The sequence below is a fragment of the Ruegeria sp. ABV4_181 genome (assembly GCF_056158465.1).
Window position 1 is genome coordinate 2,577,257 of record NZ_JBSWTI010000002.1, and the last position, 14,909, is coordinate 2,592,165.

Annotated in this window: 15 protein-coding genes; 4 read left to right on the plus strand and 11 right to left on the minus strand. The window is 58.5% G+C overall.

What is annotated here, in order from left to right:
• Positions 1-239 precede the first annotated feature (239 nt).
• From ACXAC3_RS12790 to ACXAC3_RS12800, 3 genes are all read right to left on the minus strand, one after another.
• The gene (locus ACXAC3_RS12790) at positions 240-995 is read right to left on the minus strand and encodes an autoinducer binding domain-containing protein (RefSeq protein WP_475160658.1); all 756 of its coding nucleotides are present in this window, start codon (positions 993-995) and stop codon (positions 240-242) included.
• The gene (gene aroQ, locus ACXAC3_RS12795) at positions 992-1,441 is read right to left on the minus strand and encodes a type II 3-dehydroquinate dehydratase (protein ID WP_475160660.1); all 450 of its coding nucleotides are present in this window, start codon (positions 1,439-1,441) and stop codon (positions 992-994) included. Before aroQ ends, ACXAC3_RS12790 begins: the two co-directional genes overlap by 4 nt.
• A gap of 126 nt (positions 1,442-1,567) precedes the next feature.
• Positions 1,568-2,569: an NADPH:quinone oxidoreductase family protein gene (locus ACXAC3_RS12800; protein WP_475160663.1), complete on the minus strand. Its 1,002-nt coding sequence runs from the start codon at positions 2,567-2,569 to the stop codon at positions 1,568-1,570.
• Between the two features lie 149 nt (positions 2,570-2,718).
• Here ACXAC3_RS12800 and ACXAC3_RS12805 point away from each other — a divergent pair, with 149 nt between their 5' ends.
• Together ACXAC3_RS12805 and ACXAC3_RS12810 are read left to right on the plus strand one after the other, a co-directional pair.
• The gene (locus tag ACXAC3_RS12805) at positions 2,719-3,537 is read left to right on the plus strand and encodes an SDR family NAD(P)-dependent oxidoreductase (RefSeq protein WP_475160664.1); all 819 of its coding nucleotides are present in this window, start codon (positions 2,719-2,721) and stop codon (positions 3,535-3,537) included.
• Between the two features lie 22 nt (positions 3,538-3,559).
• Positions 3,560-4,582 (plus strand): phosphotransferase family protein, encoded by a 1,023-nt coding sequence (locus ACXAC3_RS12810; RefSeq protein ID WP_475160665.1) that lies wholly within the window; start codon positions 3,560-3,562, stop codon positions 4,580-4,582.
• Between the two features lie 12 nt (positions 4,583-4,594).
• Here ACXAC3_RS12810 and ACXAC3_RS12815 read toward each other — a convergent pair whose 3' ends face one another.
• Positions 4,595-5,353, minus strand: coding sequence for a DsbA family protein (locus ACXAC3_RS12815; protein WP_475160668.1), 759 nt, complete (start codon positions 5,351-5,353; stop codon positions 4,595-4,597).
• A 40-nt stretch (positions 5,354-5,393) separates the two neighbouring features.
• Between ACXAC3_RS12815 and ACXAC3_RS12820 the strand changes: the two genes are divergently transcribed.
• Both ACXAC3_RS12820 and ACXAC3_RS12825 read left to right on the plus strand, forming a co-directional pair.
• Positions 5,394-6,623: a serine hydrolase domain-containing protein gene (locus ACXAC3_RS12820; protein ID WP_475160671.1), complete on the plus strand. Its 1,230-nt coding sequence runs from the start codon at positions 5,394-5,396 to the stop codon at positions 6,621-6,623.
• A 51-nt stretch (positions 6,624-6,674) separates the two neighbouring features.
• Positions 6,675-7,544: an acyl-CoA thioesterase gene (locus ACXAC3_RS12825; RefSeq protein WP_475160672.1), complete on the plus strand. Its 870-nt coding sequence runs from the start codon at positions 6,675-6,677 to the stop codon at positions 7,542-7,544.
• Positions 7,545-7,546: 2 nt separating this feature from the next.
• On the opposite strand, the gene ACXAC3_RS12830 is transcribed toward ACXAC3_RS12825, so the two are convergent.
• The 7 genes from ACXAC3_RS12830 to pstC form a co-directional block, all read right to left on the minus strand.
• The gene (locus ACXAC3_RS12830) at positions 7,547-8,308 is read right to left on the minus strand and encodes an SDR family oxidoreductase (protein ID WP_475160676.1); all 762 of its coding nucleotides are present in this window, start codon (positions 8,306-8,308) and stop codon (positions 7,547-7,549) included.
• Between the two features lie 120 nt (positions 8,309-8,428).
• Complete coding sequence (locus ACXAC3_RS12835) at positions 8,429-9,658, minus strand: acyl-CoA dehydrogenase (protein ID WP_475160679.1); 1,230 nt, start codon at positions 9,656-9,658, stop codon at positions 8,429-8,431.
• Between the two features lie 128 nt (positions 9,659-9,786).
• Positions 9,787-10,476, minus strand: coding sequence for a phosphate regulon transcriptional regulator PhoB (phoB, locus tag ACXAC3_RS12840; RefSeq protein WP_475160681.1), 690 nt, complete (start codon positions 10,474-10,476; stop codon positions 9,787-9,789).
• Between the two features lie 12 nt (positions 10,477-10,488).
• Positions 10,489-11,190, minus strand: a complete 702-nt coding sequence (phoU, locus tag ACXAC3_RS12845) for a phosphate signaling complex protein PhoU (RefSeq protein ID WP_475160682.1) — start codon at positions 11,188-11,190, stop codon at positions 10,489-10,491.
• A 16-nt stretch (positions 11,191-11,206) separates the two neighbouring features.
• Positions 11,207-12,004, minus strand: a complete 798-nt coding sequence (pstB, locus tag ACXAC3_RS12850) for a phosphate ABC transporter ATP-binding protein PstB (protein WP_475160683.1) — start codon at positions 12,002-12,004, stop codon at positions 11,207-11,209.
• A 12-nt stretch (positions 12,005-12,016) separates the two neighbouring features.
• The gene (pstA, locus tag ACXAC3_RS12855; protein ID WP_475160686.1) at positions 12,017-13,378 is read right to left on the minus strand and encodes a phosphate ABC transporter permease PstA; all 1,362 of its coding nucleotides are present in this window, start codon (positions 13,376-13,378) and stop codon (positions 12,017-12,019) included.
• Positions 13,375-14,847 carry a phosphate ABC transporter permease subunit PstC gene (pstC, locus tag ACXAC3_RS12860; RefSeq protein WP_475160688.1) on the minus strand — a complete coding sequence of 491 codons (1,473 nt, stop codon included), beginning with the start codon at positions 14,845-14,847 and terminating at the stop codon, positions 13,375-13,377. The genes pstA and pstC overlap by 4 nt, the downstream gene beginning before the upstream one ends.
• Between the last annotated feature and the right edge of the window lie 62 nt (positions 14,848-14,909).

Below are 14,909 nucleotides of genomic sequence, written 5' to 3' on the forward strand. Positions count from 1 at the left end.
CCCGCATGATGGGGATGGTCGAGGCCCCCCAAAAATTCCGACATAGGTACGTGGACGAATAGACGCCCCTGTGTCAGAGCGACCGGAGAGCTTTGTTATTACAAAGATCCGACCAAATGTTCCCTGGCTAAAGCCACCACTCACGGAACAATATCACTTTGCAACCAGACCCCAGATTTGGAAAGTCATGTTTTCCTTACCTAAGGTAAATTGACGCAATTTGGCGTCAGATTCAGCCCTCAGGCTTCCATGATGAACATCTGATTTTGCAGCGACGCCTTGAGCACAGCCTGCGCCGTGGTCTCGACCGAAAGCGCCTCACGCGCGAGCCTCAGATGCTTTTCCACGGTTGCCGATGTCAGCCCCATCAAAAGCGCAATGTCCTGGGTGGTCTTGCCGTCGCCGACCCATTGCAGGGCTTCGCGCTGACGCTTGGTCAGGGCACGGTTCGGCGCGTTATAGGGCAGGGTCAGAATCTTCAGATGGGCGACATTATTCATCAGCAGAATGTCGTCGCCATGCTCGTCCCAGATCGCGTCCACTTCGTCCTGGCTGCGCCTGTCCCGGGCAGAAAGCGATATCGCGCCCTTGGACCGCATCGAGACAGAGTTGAAACTGACCGTGTACCCGGAAACGACACCCTTGGATTTGTTGAACTCGATCACTGCGCGCTCCTGCGCCGACAGGGTGTCGTCGTTCATCATCTCCTGCGTCATTCGCCAGCTTGCCGCGCCTTCGTTGTGCAGCGCCCATTTCAGCATCGGAGCATGGAAATAAAGTCCACCGCTCAAAAACCCGTCCAGGTATTCCTTGCCGTGGTTCGTCAGAATCACGAAATCTTCGGGATCACCCAGCGAGGTTTCCGTTCGGTATTGCGTATATCCATAAAGCAGACGGTCAAACCCGTATTCGGCCATCTGGCGGCAATGTGCGTCCCAAAGCTCTTCCAGAGTCTTTGCGTAGCTGAGGAAATGAAGGTATTCGCTCAGCTTCATGCAGCGCCTCCGCCTTTCAGGTGCGCCGCCAGGGCATCAAGGGCCAGAACATATCCCTGTGCGCCGAAACCGCAGATCAGGCCAACAGCGACCTGCGAGATATACGACTTGTGCCGGAACGTTTCACGCGCGTGGATGTTGGACAGGTGAACTTCGATTACCGGCAGGTCAACCGAGGCGATCGCGTCCATGAGCGCGATGGAGGTGTGCGTGTACGCGCCGGCATTCAGAACGACACCGTCCTGAACCCCTTTGGCGGCGTGAATTGCATCGATCAGCGCGCCCTCATGGTTCGACTGAAAATGCGTCACTTCCAGCCCGATAGAATTCCCATGGGCCCGGCACAAATCCTCGACCATCTTCAATGTGGTATCGCCGTAAACCTCAGGTTGCCGGGTGCCCAACAGGTTGAGGTTCGGGCCGTTCAAAATCAGAGCTTTATGCATTATTTCACTGTCCCCATAACAGGTTGATAAACGCGAATTGGTGGCAATGTCCACCTGCCAGCACACACGTGAGATGCGTGGCCCCGGCCAGTGACACTTTTATCGGCAAATGGCCGCCCTTCGGGGTCAGTTTTCATCCATTGTCACGACGATTTTTCCGACCGCCGTGCGTTCGGAAAGCTGCACCAGCGCCTCGGCCGCGCGGCTTAGAGGAAAGGTTGCGCTGACGCGGGGTCTGATCTGGCCCTTGTCGTATAACCCGAACAACTCACTAACGTTTTCAGCATGGCCCTTGGGGTCACGGAACACCGATGCACCCCAGAACACACCGACGACCTGACACCCTTTGAGCAAAGGCAGGTTCAGGGGGATTTTCGGAATGCCTGCGGGAAACCCGACAACAAGGTAACGCCCGTTCCAGGCCATGCTGCGCAGCGCGGGTTCCGCGTAATCGCCGCCAACCGCATCATAGACCACATCAACGCCTTCACCGCGTGCCACTGATTTGATTTCCGTCGAAAAAGCCTTTTGCGCGGCCCTGTCAATCTCGCGCGGATAGACGATGGTGGCATCTGCGCCAACCTCTCGGCAGAATTCCGCTTTGTCCGCAGAGGAGACAGCAGCGATCACGCGCGCGCCCATGGCTTTGCCCAATTCAATCGCCGCGGAACCGACACCTCCGGCCGCACCGAGGATCAGCAGCGTCTCACCCGGCTGAATCGCGGCCCGGTCCTTCAGCGCGTGGTAGGAGGTGCCATACGTAAAAATGAAACTGGCGGCATCTTCGTACGGCATCGAGTCCGGGAACCTGACGGCAGTATTCGCCTTTATTGTCAGATGGGTGGCGAACCCGCCGGACCCGGTCAGCGCAAGCACCCGGTCGCCGGGCTCAAACCCGGTGACGCCTTCGCCGATTGCCAGAACCTCGCCCGCAATCTCCCCACCGGGGGCAAAAGGGCGGGGCGGCTTGATCTGATACAAGTCCTGTATCATCAACGTATCGGGGAAATTGACACCTGCTGCCCTGACCCCAACCAGCAGCTCTCCCTTTCCCGGAACGGGATCGGGCAGGGTGGTCAGTTCCAGAGTTTCCGGCCCGCCCGGGGCGACGCTGAGTAAAGCTTGCATATTGGCCCTGTTGTCCTTGTTATTCGGTCCAGAGGAACTTTGGCGCAGCAGCGGGTGTTGTCAAGAATTCAGCCGGGAAGGAACGTCTGACACAAGGCGGGTCACCCCCGACAGCCCGCGCCGCCGGAACACACCGAGGAGCAAGAACAATGACCCCCGAAACGCTATTCTCCCTGCATGGCAAAACCGCGCTTGTCACCGGCGGTGCCACGGGCATCGGTCGCATGGCTGCCGAGGCATTGGTCTGGGCGGGCGCTCGGGTTCTGATCGCTTCGCGGAAGGGCGACGCGTGCGAGGCGGTGGCGGCAGAACTGAACGCGCTCGACGCGTCGGGAACGGCAGAGGGATTCGCAGCGGATGTCGGAACGCAGGCGGGAATTGAGTCGCTGGTGGCCGAGGTCAAGAACCGCACGGATCGGCTGGATATCCTCATGAACAATGCCGGCGTATCCTGGGGCGCGCCGATGGGGCAGTTTCCCTACGAAGCCTGGGACAAGGTCATGTCCGTCAATGTCGCCGGTATCTTCGACCTGACGCAAAAGCTGCTGCCCATGCTGATAAGCTCCGGATCACCCGACGACCCGGCCCGCGTGGTCAATGTCGGCTCGGTCATGGGAGAGGTGCCGATGGGCGACGGCGCTTACAGCTATTCCGCCTCGAAAGCGGCGGTGCTGCACCTGACCAAGATCATGGCAAAAGAGTTTTCGCCCTACCACGTCACGGTAAATGCCCTGGCACCCGGACCGTTCGTGTCGCGCATGACGGCATTTGCCACTGCGGATGAGACCACCCGCGAAAAGGTCGGAAAGTCCGTGCCTCTGGGACGCGTCGGCTGTGATGAAGATATCGCGGGATGTATGCTGTTCCTGTGCGGTCGCGGCGGCAGCTATGTCACCGGTGCGGTGATCCCGGTATCCGGCGGCATCAATGTCGTGACGGCCGGAAACATTTTTGCCGAAGCGTTTTGACAGCAACACGCGGAGGAAGCCAATGTCCGACAGCTCAAATCTGGACCTGACCGCAGTTGATAACTACCTTAGCGCCCATCTTCCGGGATATCGCGGGCCGCTGGAGGCGACGAAATTCGCGGTTGGGCAGTCGAACCCGACCTACGAACTGCGCACGCCTGAAAAATCCTATGTCCTGCGCCGAAAGCCACCGGGCACCCTTTTGAAATCGGCGCATGCGGTGGATCGGGAATTTCGGGTTCAGACCGCACTTGCCGGCAGCAAGGTGCCGGTGCCGGAGATGTATCTGCTGTGCGAAGATGCGGACGTCATCGGGTCCGACTTCTATGTCATGGAGCGACTGAACGGGCGCACCTTCCTTGAGCCGGTCATGAAAGGCGAAAGCAACGACACCCGGGCCGCCATTCTGGACGAGATGAACCGGGTTCTGGCCGAGTTGCATCAGGTGGATATCGACGCGGTGGGTTTGTCCGACTACGGGCCGCCTGGCAACTACTTTGAGCGCCAGATCGCGCGATGGACCAAACAATACCGGGCGTCGGAAACAACGCAGATCGCCGAGATGGACGCGCTTATTTCCGCCCTTGAAAGCTCGGTGCCTGCTGATGACGGGCAGCGGACACTGGTGCATGGTGATTACCGCATCGACAATTTGATGTTTGAGGAGGGCGGCACCCGCTGTCTGGGCGTACTGGACTGGGAGCTGTCGACGATCGGGCATCCCTATGCCGATCTGGCCGCCGTCATCATGCAATGGCAGATGCCACCGGGGAAAGAGGGGCGGGGCCTGGCCGGAATCGACCGCGCCTCACTTGGGCTGCCATCGGATCAGGCATTTATCGAACAATATTGCCTGCGGCGTGGACTGCCCGGGATAGACAATTTCGGTTTCTATCTGGCCTTCAATTTCTTCCGCATGGCAGGAATTTTGCAGGGCGTCTACAAGCGCGCTCTGGACGGAAATGCGTCAGACCCGAAACGCGCGCAGATATTCGGTGCCTACGTCCCGATGTTCGCGCAGCACGGGCTGGCCGCACTGAAATAGCGTTGCGGCCAACTACGCGTTACGCTTCAGTTCAAGCTCCAGGTTTCCGAGGCTGTTTTTCCCGAAAAACATCTCGGAGCCGACAAACATACTGGGCACACCAAAAACGCCCTTTTTGACTGCGGCCTTGGTCTGCTCTTTCAATTGCTGCTTGATGTCGATGCTGGTCATCGCCTCGCGCATCTTGCGAACAGGCAACTCCTTTTCGTGCAGAATTTCGGTCAGGACGCCAAGTTCATCAACTTTTTGACCGTGGACCCAGATCGCATCAAATATGGCCTTTACATATTTGTTTTCCCAAGGCTTTCCAGAAGCATAGACCGCGCCCCGCATGGCAAACTTGGTGTTGACCGGAAAATGCGGGCTCATGTGGAAACTCAACCCACGGGCACGGGCGAACCGATGCAGATCATGCGTAAGATACGCAGATTTCTGTCGGTTCTCGGAAAATGCCTGAAACGGGCTCTGGTTGTTGGTGGCCTTGAAAACCGTGGCCAGCAGCACCGGCACATAGCTCACCCGAACGCCATTCTTTTTCGCCAGATCGGGCAGAACCTTGTGCGCAAGAAAGGCATTCGGACTACAGAAATCGTACACAAAATCTATATGTTGCGCCATGTTTCTCCTCCGGGGCGTGAAATATCGGACTAACCATCCCGCAATCGGCGAATTTGTTACTACGTCAGTGTAACAGCCCGTCCGGACAATACGTATAGGTGTGCGTTTCGCCCGCAAGCCGGTGATTGATTTCCCTGTTAATTCAATCCGCAAGGGCCCAATATCCAACGGGAAACCAAAGGACCCGGACCATATGCAAAGCCAGACCAAGTTCGATCCAACGCGACTGGGCCGTATACCCGGCTGGATGCAGCGATATGTCGATCAGCGGAAATACGCGGGCAGCGCGCTGTTGGTGAGACACAAGGGCAACGAGGTGTTCTTTCACGTCTGCGGTCAACGAAGTGTCGAGCGTGATCTGAGCTTTCAACGGGACACAGTTGCGCGCATCTATTCGATGACCAAACCGATAACGTCGGTTGCGCTGATGATGCTGGTCGAACGGGGGCAACTGCATCTGGATGCCCTGCTGTCCGACTTCATCCCCGAATTTCAGGATATGCGCGCGCTGATCCCCGGTGCGGTCAGGCTGGATCAGACCGAGGCTGCGCCGTCGCCGACGCTGCACCATTTGCTCACGCATACAAGCGGTTTCAGCTATTCATTCAACCCAGGCTTGCTGCCGGGCGCGATGGATGAGGTCGACCTGATTTTCGCGCCTAATCAGGGGCTTTTGGCGGATCGTGTAAGAGAATTGGCCAGTTTTCCTCTGGCGTTTCAACCGGGCACGCGATGGGAGTATTCGGTCGCGACTGATGTGCTGGGCCGGGTGATCGAAGTGGTGTCCGGGCAAACGCTTGATCAGTTTTTTCAGGCTGAGATTTTTGAACCGCTGGGCATGCACGAAACCGGGTTTTCCGTGCCTTCCCGCGCGGTAGACAGGTTTGCGTCACTTTACACGCCGCTGGCAGGCGACGCGATGGACCTGAATTCGGCCAAGACCGGTACAGAGACCCTGCGTTTGGTGGATCAGGCTGGCGAGTCGCCCTTTGAAAATGCAGTCACATTCTCGGGCGGCGGCGGTCTGGTCAGCACCATCGACGATTATTCGCGCTTTGCCGAAATGTTGCGAAATATGGGGCAGGGCGGCGGGCATCGCCTGTTGGGGCCAAAGACCGTGGACTTCATGATGCGCAACCACCTGCCCGGCGATATCGCATCCATGGGACCGCAGAGCTTTGCAGAACAGCCGATGGAAGGCACAGGGTTCGGACTGGGTGGCGCTGTGGTCATAAATCCGGGCAGAACCCGCGTTCCGGGATCGCCGGGTGATTTCAGCTGGGGCGGAATGGCTTCGACCTTTTTCTGGGTCGACCGTCTGAACGAAATGACTGCTGTTTTCTTTACACAGCTTTCACCGTCCAGTTCCTATCCATCCCGCGCGGAACTAAAAGCGCTTGTCCTTGGGGCAATGATTGAATGACTCCCAACGCGCTGATACCCAAAGCACATGCACCAAATCGGAGATCCGGGCATGACCGAAGCAGAACGCATCCTTCTGGACCTTCTGGACATCGAAAGGCTTGAAGTCGACCTGTTTCGGGGCACCGGTTCCGGCGGCGAAACCCCGACGCGTATCTTTGGCGGTCAGGTCATCGCTCAGGCGCTTGCTGCCGCATACCGCACCGTCGAGGATCGGCTGTGCCATTCCCTGCACGCCTATTTCATTCGCCCCGGCGATCCATCTATTCCCGTTATTTATCAGGTGGATAGAGCACGTGATGGAGGCTCCTTTACCACCAGACGCGTGGTCGCCATTCAGCACGGCAAGCAAATTCTGAATATGTCGGCCTCATTCCATATACAGGATGAAGGTTGGGATCATCACCACGAAATGCCCAGGATGGAAGCGCCCGAACACTATCCGGCCCGCACCGATCTGCGGCAGAGATACGTGGATCTGGTGCCAGAAAAACTGCGCGGAGAGCTTTTGCGTGAACGTCCCATCGAGGTTCGCGAAGCCAGCCATCTGCACCCGTTTACGCCCGAGAAATCCGATGATCGGAACCAGATCTGGTTTCGCATGGGCGCCGCCGCAAATGCCGACCCGGTGACCCAGCACCTTTTGCTGGCTTACGCGTCGGACATGTACCTGATGAGTTCGGGGATGCGGCCCCATGGGCTCAGCTGGTTCACCGGCGAAGTCAACGGAGCCAGCCTGGATCATACCTTATGGTTTCACGCGCCCGTGCAGTTCCAGAACTGGCATCTTTACGCGATGGATTCGCCATGGGCCGGGCAGGGGCGCAGCTTTAACCGCGGGTCGATCTACTCGGAGGACGGCACTCTGGTCGCGTCAGTTGCGCAGGAAGGGCTTATGCGAAAAGCTCAGCGGAAATCTTAGGATCACTCGATAAACTGTTGATTTAGTTTGCGCATTCCGCCCAGCCAGCGATCATAGTCGCCGGCTTTGTGCCGCATATAGTCCAGAACCTGCGGATGCGGCAGCACCAGAAACTGTTCCGCTTCGATAGCCTTCATACAGGCTTCGGCTACGTCCTCGGGCTCCAGCATGCCGTCTATTGATGCGACCGAAAACTCGTGCCCGCGTGTCATTTCAGACCGAACGGCCTGCGGACACAGAACCGACACGCGCAGACCTTTGTGGCCATATGTCAAAGAAAGCCACTCTGCGAACCCAACCGCCGCATGTTTCGTAACCCCATAAGGTGCCGCACCCGGCTGATTGAGTAATCCGGCAGCCGAGGCCGTTGTCATAAAGTAACCGCCGCCACGTTCGATCATTCGCGGAACAAGGTGACGCGCCGCCCAGACATGCGACATGACATTGATCTTCCAGATCCGATCCCAATCTTCATCCGGAACATCGAGACCGCCCAGCGTCAGAATTCCCGCATTGGCGCAGAACAGATCAATCGGCCCGATTGTGTTTTCAACCGTGTCGATCAGGGATTTAATATGCGCTTCGTCCGAAACGTCGCAATGTACCGCTGAGCCGCCAATAGACTGCGCGACCTCAGTTGCACCGTCCAAATCAATATCGGCGCAAGCGACACGAGCACCTTCCTTGGCAAAACGCTCAGCCAGACCTTTGCCAATACCTTGCGCGGCACCGGTCACGACGACAGTTTTTCCGTTCAAATCCATCTGGCACTCCGCAGCTTGTCTTTAAGACGTGGCCGTAAGACATTGGTATCTAATGGCAAACCCGGTTTTCAGGTGTATACGTTTTAACCATAATACCGATTACGCGCTTTTTGGGCTACTTCAGTAGAAGGCCTGCAAACCGGTTTGTGCCCGCCCCAGGATCAGCGCGTGAACGTCATGCGTGCCTTCATATGTATTCACGGTCTCAAGGTTTACCATATGACGAATGACCTGGAACTCCAGCGATATGCCGTTTCCGCCATGCATGTCACGGGCCATGCGTGCAATGTCCAACGCCTTGCCGCAATTGTTGCGTTTGACGATCGAGATCATTTCGGGCGCGGCCTCTGCCTGATCCATCAGACGACCGACGCGCAGACTTGCCTGTAGCCCCAGTGCGATTTCGGTTTGCATGTCCGCCAACTTGCGCTGGAACAGCTGGGTTTGCGCCAGCGGCTTGTTGAACTGCTTACGATCCAACCCATACTGGCGGGCTCCGTGCCAACAGCTTTCGGCGGCCCCCATAACGCCCCAGCTGATCCCGTACCGCGCGCGGTTGAGACAGCCGAACGGTCCTTTCAGTCCCTGCACATGCGGCAGCAGAGCGCCCTCGTCCACCTCGACGCCGTCCAGAACGATTTCGCCGGTGATCGAGGCGCGCAAACTCATCTTGTTCCGGATTTTCGGAGTGCTCAGCCCCTTGAGGCCTTTTTCAAGAACAAAACCGCGGATCTTGCCGTCATGCGCATCAGACTTGGCCCAGACAATAAACACATCCGCAATCGGAGAATTTGAAATCCACATCTTGCTGCCGGTCAGACGATAACCGCCATCAATCTTCTCGGCGCGGGTTTTCATGCCGGCCGGATCGGACCCGGCATCAGGTTCGGTCAGACCAAAACAGCCGATCCATTCACCGCTGGCCAGTTTCGGCAGGTATTTCCGGCGCTGTTCCTCTGATCCGTAGGCATAGATCGGATACATGACCAACGAGCTTTGAACGGACATCATCGAGCGATACCCCGAGTTGACACGTTCAACCTCGCGCGCGACCAGACCGTAGGACACGTACCCTGCCCCAAGCCCGCCATATTCTTCGGGAATCGTGGTGCCCAACAGGCCCATTTCGCCCATTTCCCGAAAGATTTCGGGATCGGTTTCCTCGTTCTGAAACGCCTGGAGCACGCGCGGCTGAAGCTTTTCCTGCGCGTAAGCCTGTGCGCTGGCTGCGATCATGCGTTCGTCTTCGTTCAGCTGATCTGACAGGCGAAACGGATCGTCCCAAGTGAAATTGCCCATGTCAGGCGCATCTTTGGCACGCAGGGCCGGCTTGGTGTCAGGGGCGTTCATAATGCTTCTCCGCTCAGTCAGCTTCGCCGCAAACTAACCCGGTCACCGGACAAAAAACAGTAAGAGTTTTGCATTCACCCATGAGGAAAACTCATAAGCCACCGGCGACGCCCCTGCCCTTGTCCGGTTCAGCCCAGAGCGTAGCCGGCACCGCGCACTGTCCGCACGGGATCTTCGCCGCCATGTTGCGTCAGTGCCTTGCGCAGACGACCGATGTGGACGTCCACTGTGCGGGTATCCACATAGATATCGCGGCCCCAGACGCGGTCCAGCAACTGTTCGCGGCTCCAGACGCGACCCGGTTTTTCCATGAAAGTGCTCAGCAGCCGAAACTCGGTCGGGCCAAGCTTTAGCGGCTTGCTGTCCCGGCTGACCTTGTGTGTCTCTGAATCCAGAACGATGTCGTCAAACTCCAGCCGCAGACCGACGGTTGCGGGCCGCACCCGGCGCAACTGCGTGCGCACGCGTGCCATCAATTCGACGACCGAATACGGCTTGACGACATAGTCATCCGCCCCGGTTTCCAGCCCGCGCACCTTGTCGACCTCTTCGGTCCGGGCGGACAGCATGATGATCGGAATCGAACGCGTGTCGGGACGGGATTTCAGACGGCGGCAAACCTCGATCCCGCTGAGGTTGGGCATCATCCAGTCCAGTACGATGATGTCCGGGCTGTCCTCGTCAACCAGCAGCATGGCTTCGTCGCCGCTGGCCGCCTTGGACACGCGGAATCCTTCAGCTTCGAGGTTATAGGCCAGCACTTCGCGCTGGGCCAGTTCATCCTCGACAACCAGAACGGTTGGTTGGTCAGCTGACATTCTTCAGATCTCCTAGGCGGATTGCGACGTAATATCTGCTTTGGGTCGGGCTTCGGCCGGGCGTTCACCGGTTACAAGATAGACGACCTGCTCGGCGATGGCGGTGACATGGTCGCCCATGCGCTCGATGTTCTTGGCGATGAAATGCAGGTGCATACAGGCGGAAATGTTGCGCGGATCCTCGGCCATGAAGGTCAGGAATTCGCGGAACAGACCGTTATACATCTGATCGACTTCCTCGTCGCGCTCGATGACGTCGGCGGCCAGTTCGGCGTCGCGCTGGATGTAAGCATCCAGAGCGTCACGCAGCATCCGCTCAACCTCGCGCGCCATGCGGCGCAGGGCGGCGGCGCTTCCGTTGATCTCACCTGCGTTGACCAGAACCGTAGTGCGCTTGGCGATATTCTTGGAATAGTCGCCGATACGTTCCAGGTTGGCCGACACTTTCAGCACCGACAGGACCAGACGCAGGTCGCCCGCGGTTGGCGCGCGCAGCGCGATCACGCGGGCCGTTTCCTCGTTGATCAGGTCTTCCAGCGCATCGATGGCCTTGTCGCCTTCGCGAACGCGGTGGGCCAGTTCTTCGTCCCGGGTCTCAAGCGAGCGGGCCGAGCTCATGATGGCGGCCTCGACCAGACCGCCCATCTTCATGATATGGGCCTGGATCGCTTCGAGATCCCGGTCGAATACGGATGCAATATGTTGTTCGCTCATCGCAATATACCTGTGCTCAGCCGATGCGGCCGGTGATGTAACTTTCGGTGCGGGGATCTTCGGGGTTGGTGAAAATCTGACCTGTTTCGCCAAATTCAACAAGATTTCCCAGATGGAAGAACGCGGTCTTCTGGCTGACCCGCGCGGCCTGCTGCATCGAGTGGGTCACGATCACCACCGAATAGCGCGAGCGCAGCTCGTCTATCAGTTCCTCGACCTGTGCGGTCGCAATTGGGTCCAGCGCCGAACAGGGTTCGTCCATCAGCAAAACCTCGGGCTCGGTCGCGACGGCGCGGGCGATACACAGACGCTGCTGCTGCCCGCCCGACAGGCCGGTGCCCGGGGCATCCAGACGATCCTTGACCTCATCCCAGATCGCGCCGCGACGCAGGGATTTCTCGACGATCTCATCCAGTTCCGCCTTGTTCTTGGCAAGGCCATGAATGCGGGGACCATAGGCCACGTTGTCATAGATCGACTTGGGGAACGGGTTCGGCTTCTGGAACACCATACCCACCTTGGCGCGCAGCTGCACCGGGTCGACGCGCTTGTCATAGATGTCTTCGCCGTCCAGCAGGATATCACCTTCGACCCGGCAGATGTCGATCGTGTCGTTCATCCGGTTCAGGCAACGCAGAAAGGTGGACTTGCCGCAACCCGACGGGCCGATAAAGGCCGTCACTGTCTTGTCTTCGATCTCTACGTCCACGTCCTTGATGGCGTGGGTATCACCGTAATAAACCTGAACCTTGTTCGCGGCGATTTTGATATCTTTTGCGTCCACGGTTCTCTCCACTCGTGTCATGTCGTTCATTATAGCCCCCAATTACCAGCGGCGTTCAAAGCGGCGGCGCAGGATGACCGCAATTGTATTCATCGTCACGAGGAATATCAGCAGAATGATGATGCCTCCCCATGCGCGTTCATAAAAGGCCGGGTCGGCGCGTTTCGACCATTCGTAGATCTGCGCCGGCATGGCCGAGTTCGGGGACAGGAAGCCCGCAACCAACCCATCAGGTGGATTCGACGCGATAAAGCCCACCATCCCGATCAGCAGCAGCGGCGCGGTTTCCCCCAGCGCCTGTGCCAGACCGATGATCGTGCCAGTCAGGATACCGGGCGCGGCCAGCGGTAGAACATGGTGGAATACCGCCTGCATTTTCGAGGCCCCTACCCCAAGCGCGGCATCCCGGATCGACGGCGGCACAGCCTTCAGCGACGCGCGGGTCGAGATGATGATCGTTGGCAGGGTCATCAGCGTCAGCACCAGACCGCCCACAAGCGGTGCCGAAGTCGGCAGATGCATGTAGTTGATGAACACAGCCAGACCCAGAATACCGAACACGATCGACGGAACCGCCGCCAGGTTCGAGATATTTACCTCGATGATATCGGTCAGCCGGTTCTGCGGCGCGAATTCCTCAAGATAGATCGAGGCTGCGACCCCGATGGGCAAGGCCAGCGCCAGCACAACCAGCATCATGAACAGTGAACCCAGCATCGAGACGCCGATCCCCGCAGCCTCGGGCCGCTGATCCGACGCGTCCGCACCAAAGATGAAGTCCGGGTTGAACGCCTTGTAAAGCACTCCGGCGTCCCGCAAATGATCCACGAAATCCAGCTGGGCGGCGCTGATGCTTTTGTCGTTGGCAATCGACTCGCGCGTCACGCGGCCCTTCATGTACCCGTCGACACGGCTGTTGACGAGGAACCGGAAGCTGACCGTTTTGCCGATTTCATCGGGATTGGTCAGAACGTAATTCCGCAACTCTGCCTGTGCGGCCTTTGACAGGATCCCGCCCATTTCCTTTGGCGTCAGTTCGGTTTCGATGCCCAGTTTCTGGACTTCGCTTTCCAGCGCAGCCGCAATCAGGGGCGCGTAGCCGAAGGTCGAAACTTTTTTGATCTCTTCGATGTTCCGGTTGCCGTTCTTGTCCAGCTTGTCTTCCTGAAGGTTCACATCCAGTTCCAAGAAGGACTGCTGGAATGCGCCGGTGCCGGCTGTCACGATGTTGGTGACCAGCACGACCAGCATCAGCAAGCCGACGCCAATGGCCGCGATCCCGTACATCTTGAACCGGCTCTCGGCCGCGTTGCGGCGCTTGGTGCGTGCGTCCTGCTGGAACAGCGATCCGCCCTTGGGCTTCGCAGAAGGAGCAGCGTCTGGCGTTTGGGAAACTTCGGTCATTCGTACTGCTCCCGATATTTGCGTACGATGTAGAGGGCGAAGATGTTCAGCCCCAGGGTGATGATGAACAGGGTCAGACCCAGCGCGAAGGCCACCAGTGTCTCGGCACTGGCAAAATCCGTATCCCCGGTCAGCTGACTGACGATCCGCGTTGTGATCGTGGTCATCGCCTCGAACGGGTTCCCCGAAAACTTGGCTATTGCACCTGCCGCCATCACCACGATCATCGTCTCGCCAATGGCGCGGCTTGCGGCCAGCAGGATGGCTCCGACGATGCCCGGCAGCGCTGCGGGAAGGATCACGCTGCGTACGGTTTCGGAATGGGTCGCGCCGAGGCCAAGTGAGCCGTCGCGCATGGACTGCGGCACCGCATTGATGATGTCGTCCGACAACGACGACACGAACGGGATCAGCATGATGCCCATCACCAGGCCCGCGGTCAGAACCGCGTTTGAACTGGCCATCCAGCCCAGCCCCAGCGCGCCGCCATCACCGAAAAGCGATACCAGTGCCGGACCCACGGTCAGCAGGGCGAACAAACCATAGACGATGGTGGGAATGCCGGCGAGGATCTCAAGCAACGGTTTGGCAATCGAACGCGTCGCGCCGGATGCATATTCCGACAGGTAGATCGCCGCGAACAGGCCGATCGGCACCGCCACGAGCAGCGCGATCAATGAGATATACAGCGTACCCCACAGCAGTGGCAGGATCGAAAGCTCACTCCCGCCGCGGAAGTTGGGCGCCCATGTGCTGCCAAAGAAGAAGTCCCGCCACGAATGCATCTGGAAGAAGTTCATCGTCTCGAACAGCATCGACAGAACGATCCCGACCGTCGTCAGAATGGCAATGGACGCGGCCAGCAACAGCAGCGCCAGAATACCCTGTTCGACGACGTTGCGGGCGCGGAATTCCTTATGTGTGCGCACATAAGCAAAGGCCGCGCCAAGCAGAGCAAGTGCCAGAACAACGATCTGCATGGCGACCGTCCCACTGGCGTTCATGATCCGGTATTGCTGCGCTGCGCGCAGGACCGGCGCTGTCACATTCTGCGTGATAACCTGCCCGGCTTCCTTGAGGCGCGCCGTCATATCCGTGAAATCAGCCCTGGCATTGCGGGCGAATTCCTCGGTCATCTCACCCGCCGAAACAGCGCCGTCCAGCCCGTCGGCGACGCGGCGGACCTCGCTCATCAGCAGGCCGCGGGTCGAGCCTTCGGGAATGGCGCTGTCGGGGATCATGCCCGAAGCCGTGTTGTTGACGACCAGCGGCTGAACCAGAAGCCAGATGATCAAAAGCCCCAAGGCCGGGACCAGAGCTGTCAGGGCAACGTTATACCCGTAGTAGGAAGGAAGAGAGTGCAGATCGCTCGCGTTTCCGTCGGCGCTGGCCATCGCGCGGGATCTTCCCGCAAAATAACCAAGGACGGCAATCGCAAGCAGGATAAGCAGCAGCCAGGATAATGCCATGGGAACTCCGTCGAGCGGCAGGAGTAGAAACAAAGGAAACCGGGGCGCAATAACGCCCCGGT

What these genes read in the sequence shown, in the direction of transcription:
- ACXAC3_RS12810 (WP_475160665.1), top strand. Translation starts at nt 3,560, where the DNA reads ATGTCCGACAGCTCAAATCTGGACCTGACCGCAGTTGATAACTACCTT.
- pstB (WP_475160683.1), bottom strand. Translation starts at nt 12,004, where the DNA reads ATGAACGACATGACACGAGTGGAGAGAACCGTGGACGCAAAAGATATC.
- phoU (WP_475160682.1), bottom strand. Translation starts at nt 11,190, where the DNA reads ATGAGCGAACAACATATTGCATCCGTATTCGACCGGGATCTCGAAGCG.
- pstA (WP_475160686.1), bottom strand. Translation starts at nt 13,378, where the DNA reads ATGACCGAAGTTTCCCAAACGCCAGACGCTGCTCCTTCTGCGAAGCCC.
- pstC (WP_475160688.1), bottom strand. Translation starts at nt 14,847, where the DNA reads ATGGCATTATCCTGGCTGCTGCTTATCCTGCTTGCGATTGCCGTCCTT.
- phoB (WP_475160681.1), bottom strand. Translation starts at nt 10,476, where the DNA reads ATGTCAGCTGACCAACCAACCGTTCTGGTTGTCGAGGATGAACTGGCC.
- ACXAC3_RS12830 (WP_475160676.1), bottom strand. Translation starts at nt 8,308, where the DNA reads ATGGATTTGAACGGAAAAACTGTCGTCGTGACCGGTGCCGCGCAAGGT.
- ACXAC3_RS12790 (WP_475160658.1), bottom strand. Translation starts at nt 995, where the DNA reads ATGAAGCTGAGCGAATACCTTCATTTCCTCAGCTACGCAAAGACTCTG.
- aroQ (WP_475160660.1), bottom strand. Translation starts at nt 1,441, where the DNA reads ATGCATAAAGCTCTGATTTTGAACGGCCCGAACCTCAACCTGTTGGGC.
- ACXAC3_RS12825 (WP_475160672.1), top strand. Translation starts at nt 6,675, where the DNA reads ATGACCGAAGCAGAACGCATCCTTCTGGACCTTCTGGACATCGAAAGG.
- ACXAC3_RS12835 (WP_475160679.1), bottom strand. Translation starts at nt 9,658, where the DNA reads ATGAACGCCCCTGACACCAAGCCGGCCCTGCGTGCCAAAGATGCGCCT.
- ACXAC3_RS12805 (WP_475160664.1), top strand. Translation starts at nt 2,719, where the DNA reads ATGACCCCCGAAACGCTATTCTCCCTGCATGGCAAAACCGCGCTTGTC.
- ACXAC3_RS12800 (WP_475160663.1), bottom strand. Translation starts at nt 2,569, where the DNA reads ATGCAAGCTTTACTCAGCGTCGCCCCGGGCGGGCCGGAAACTCTGGAA.
- ACXAC3_RS12820 (WP_475160671.1), top strand. Translation starts at nt 5,394, where the DNA reads ATGCAAAGCCAGACCAAGTTCGATCCAACGCGACTGGGCCGTATACCC.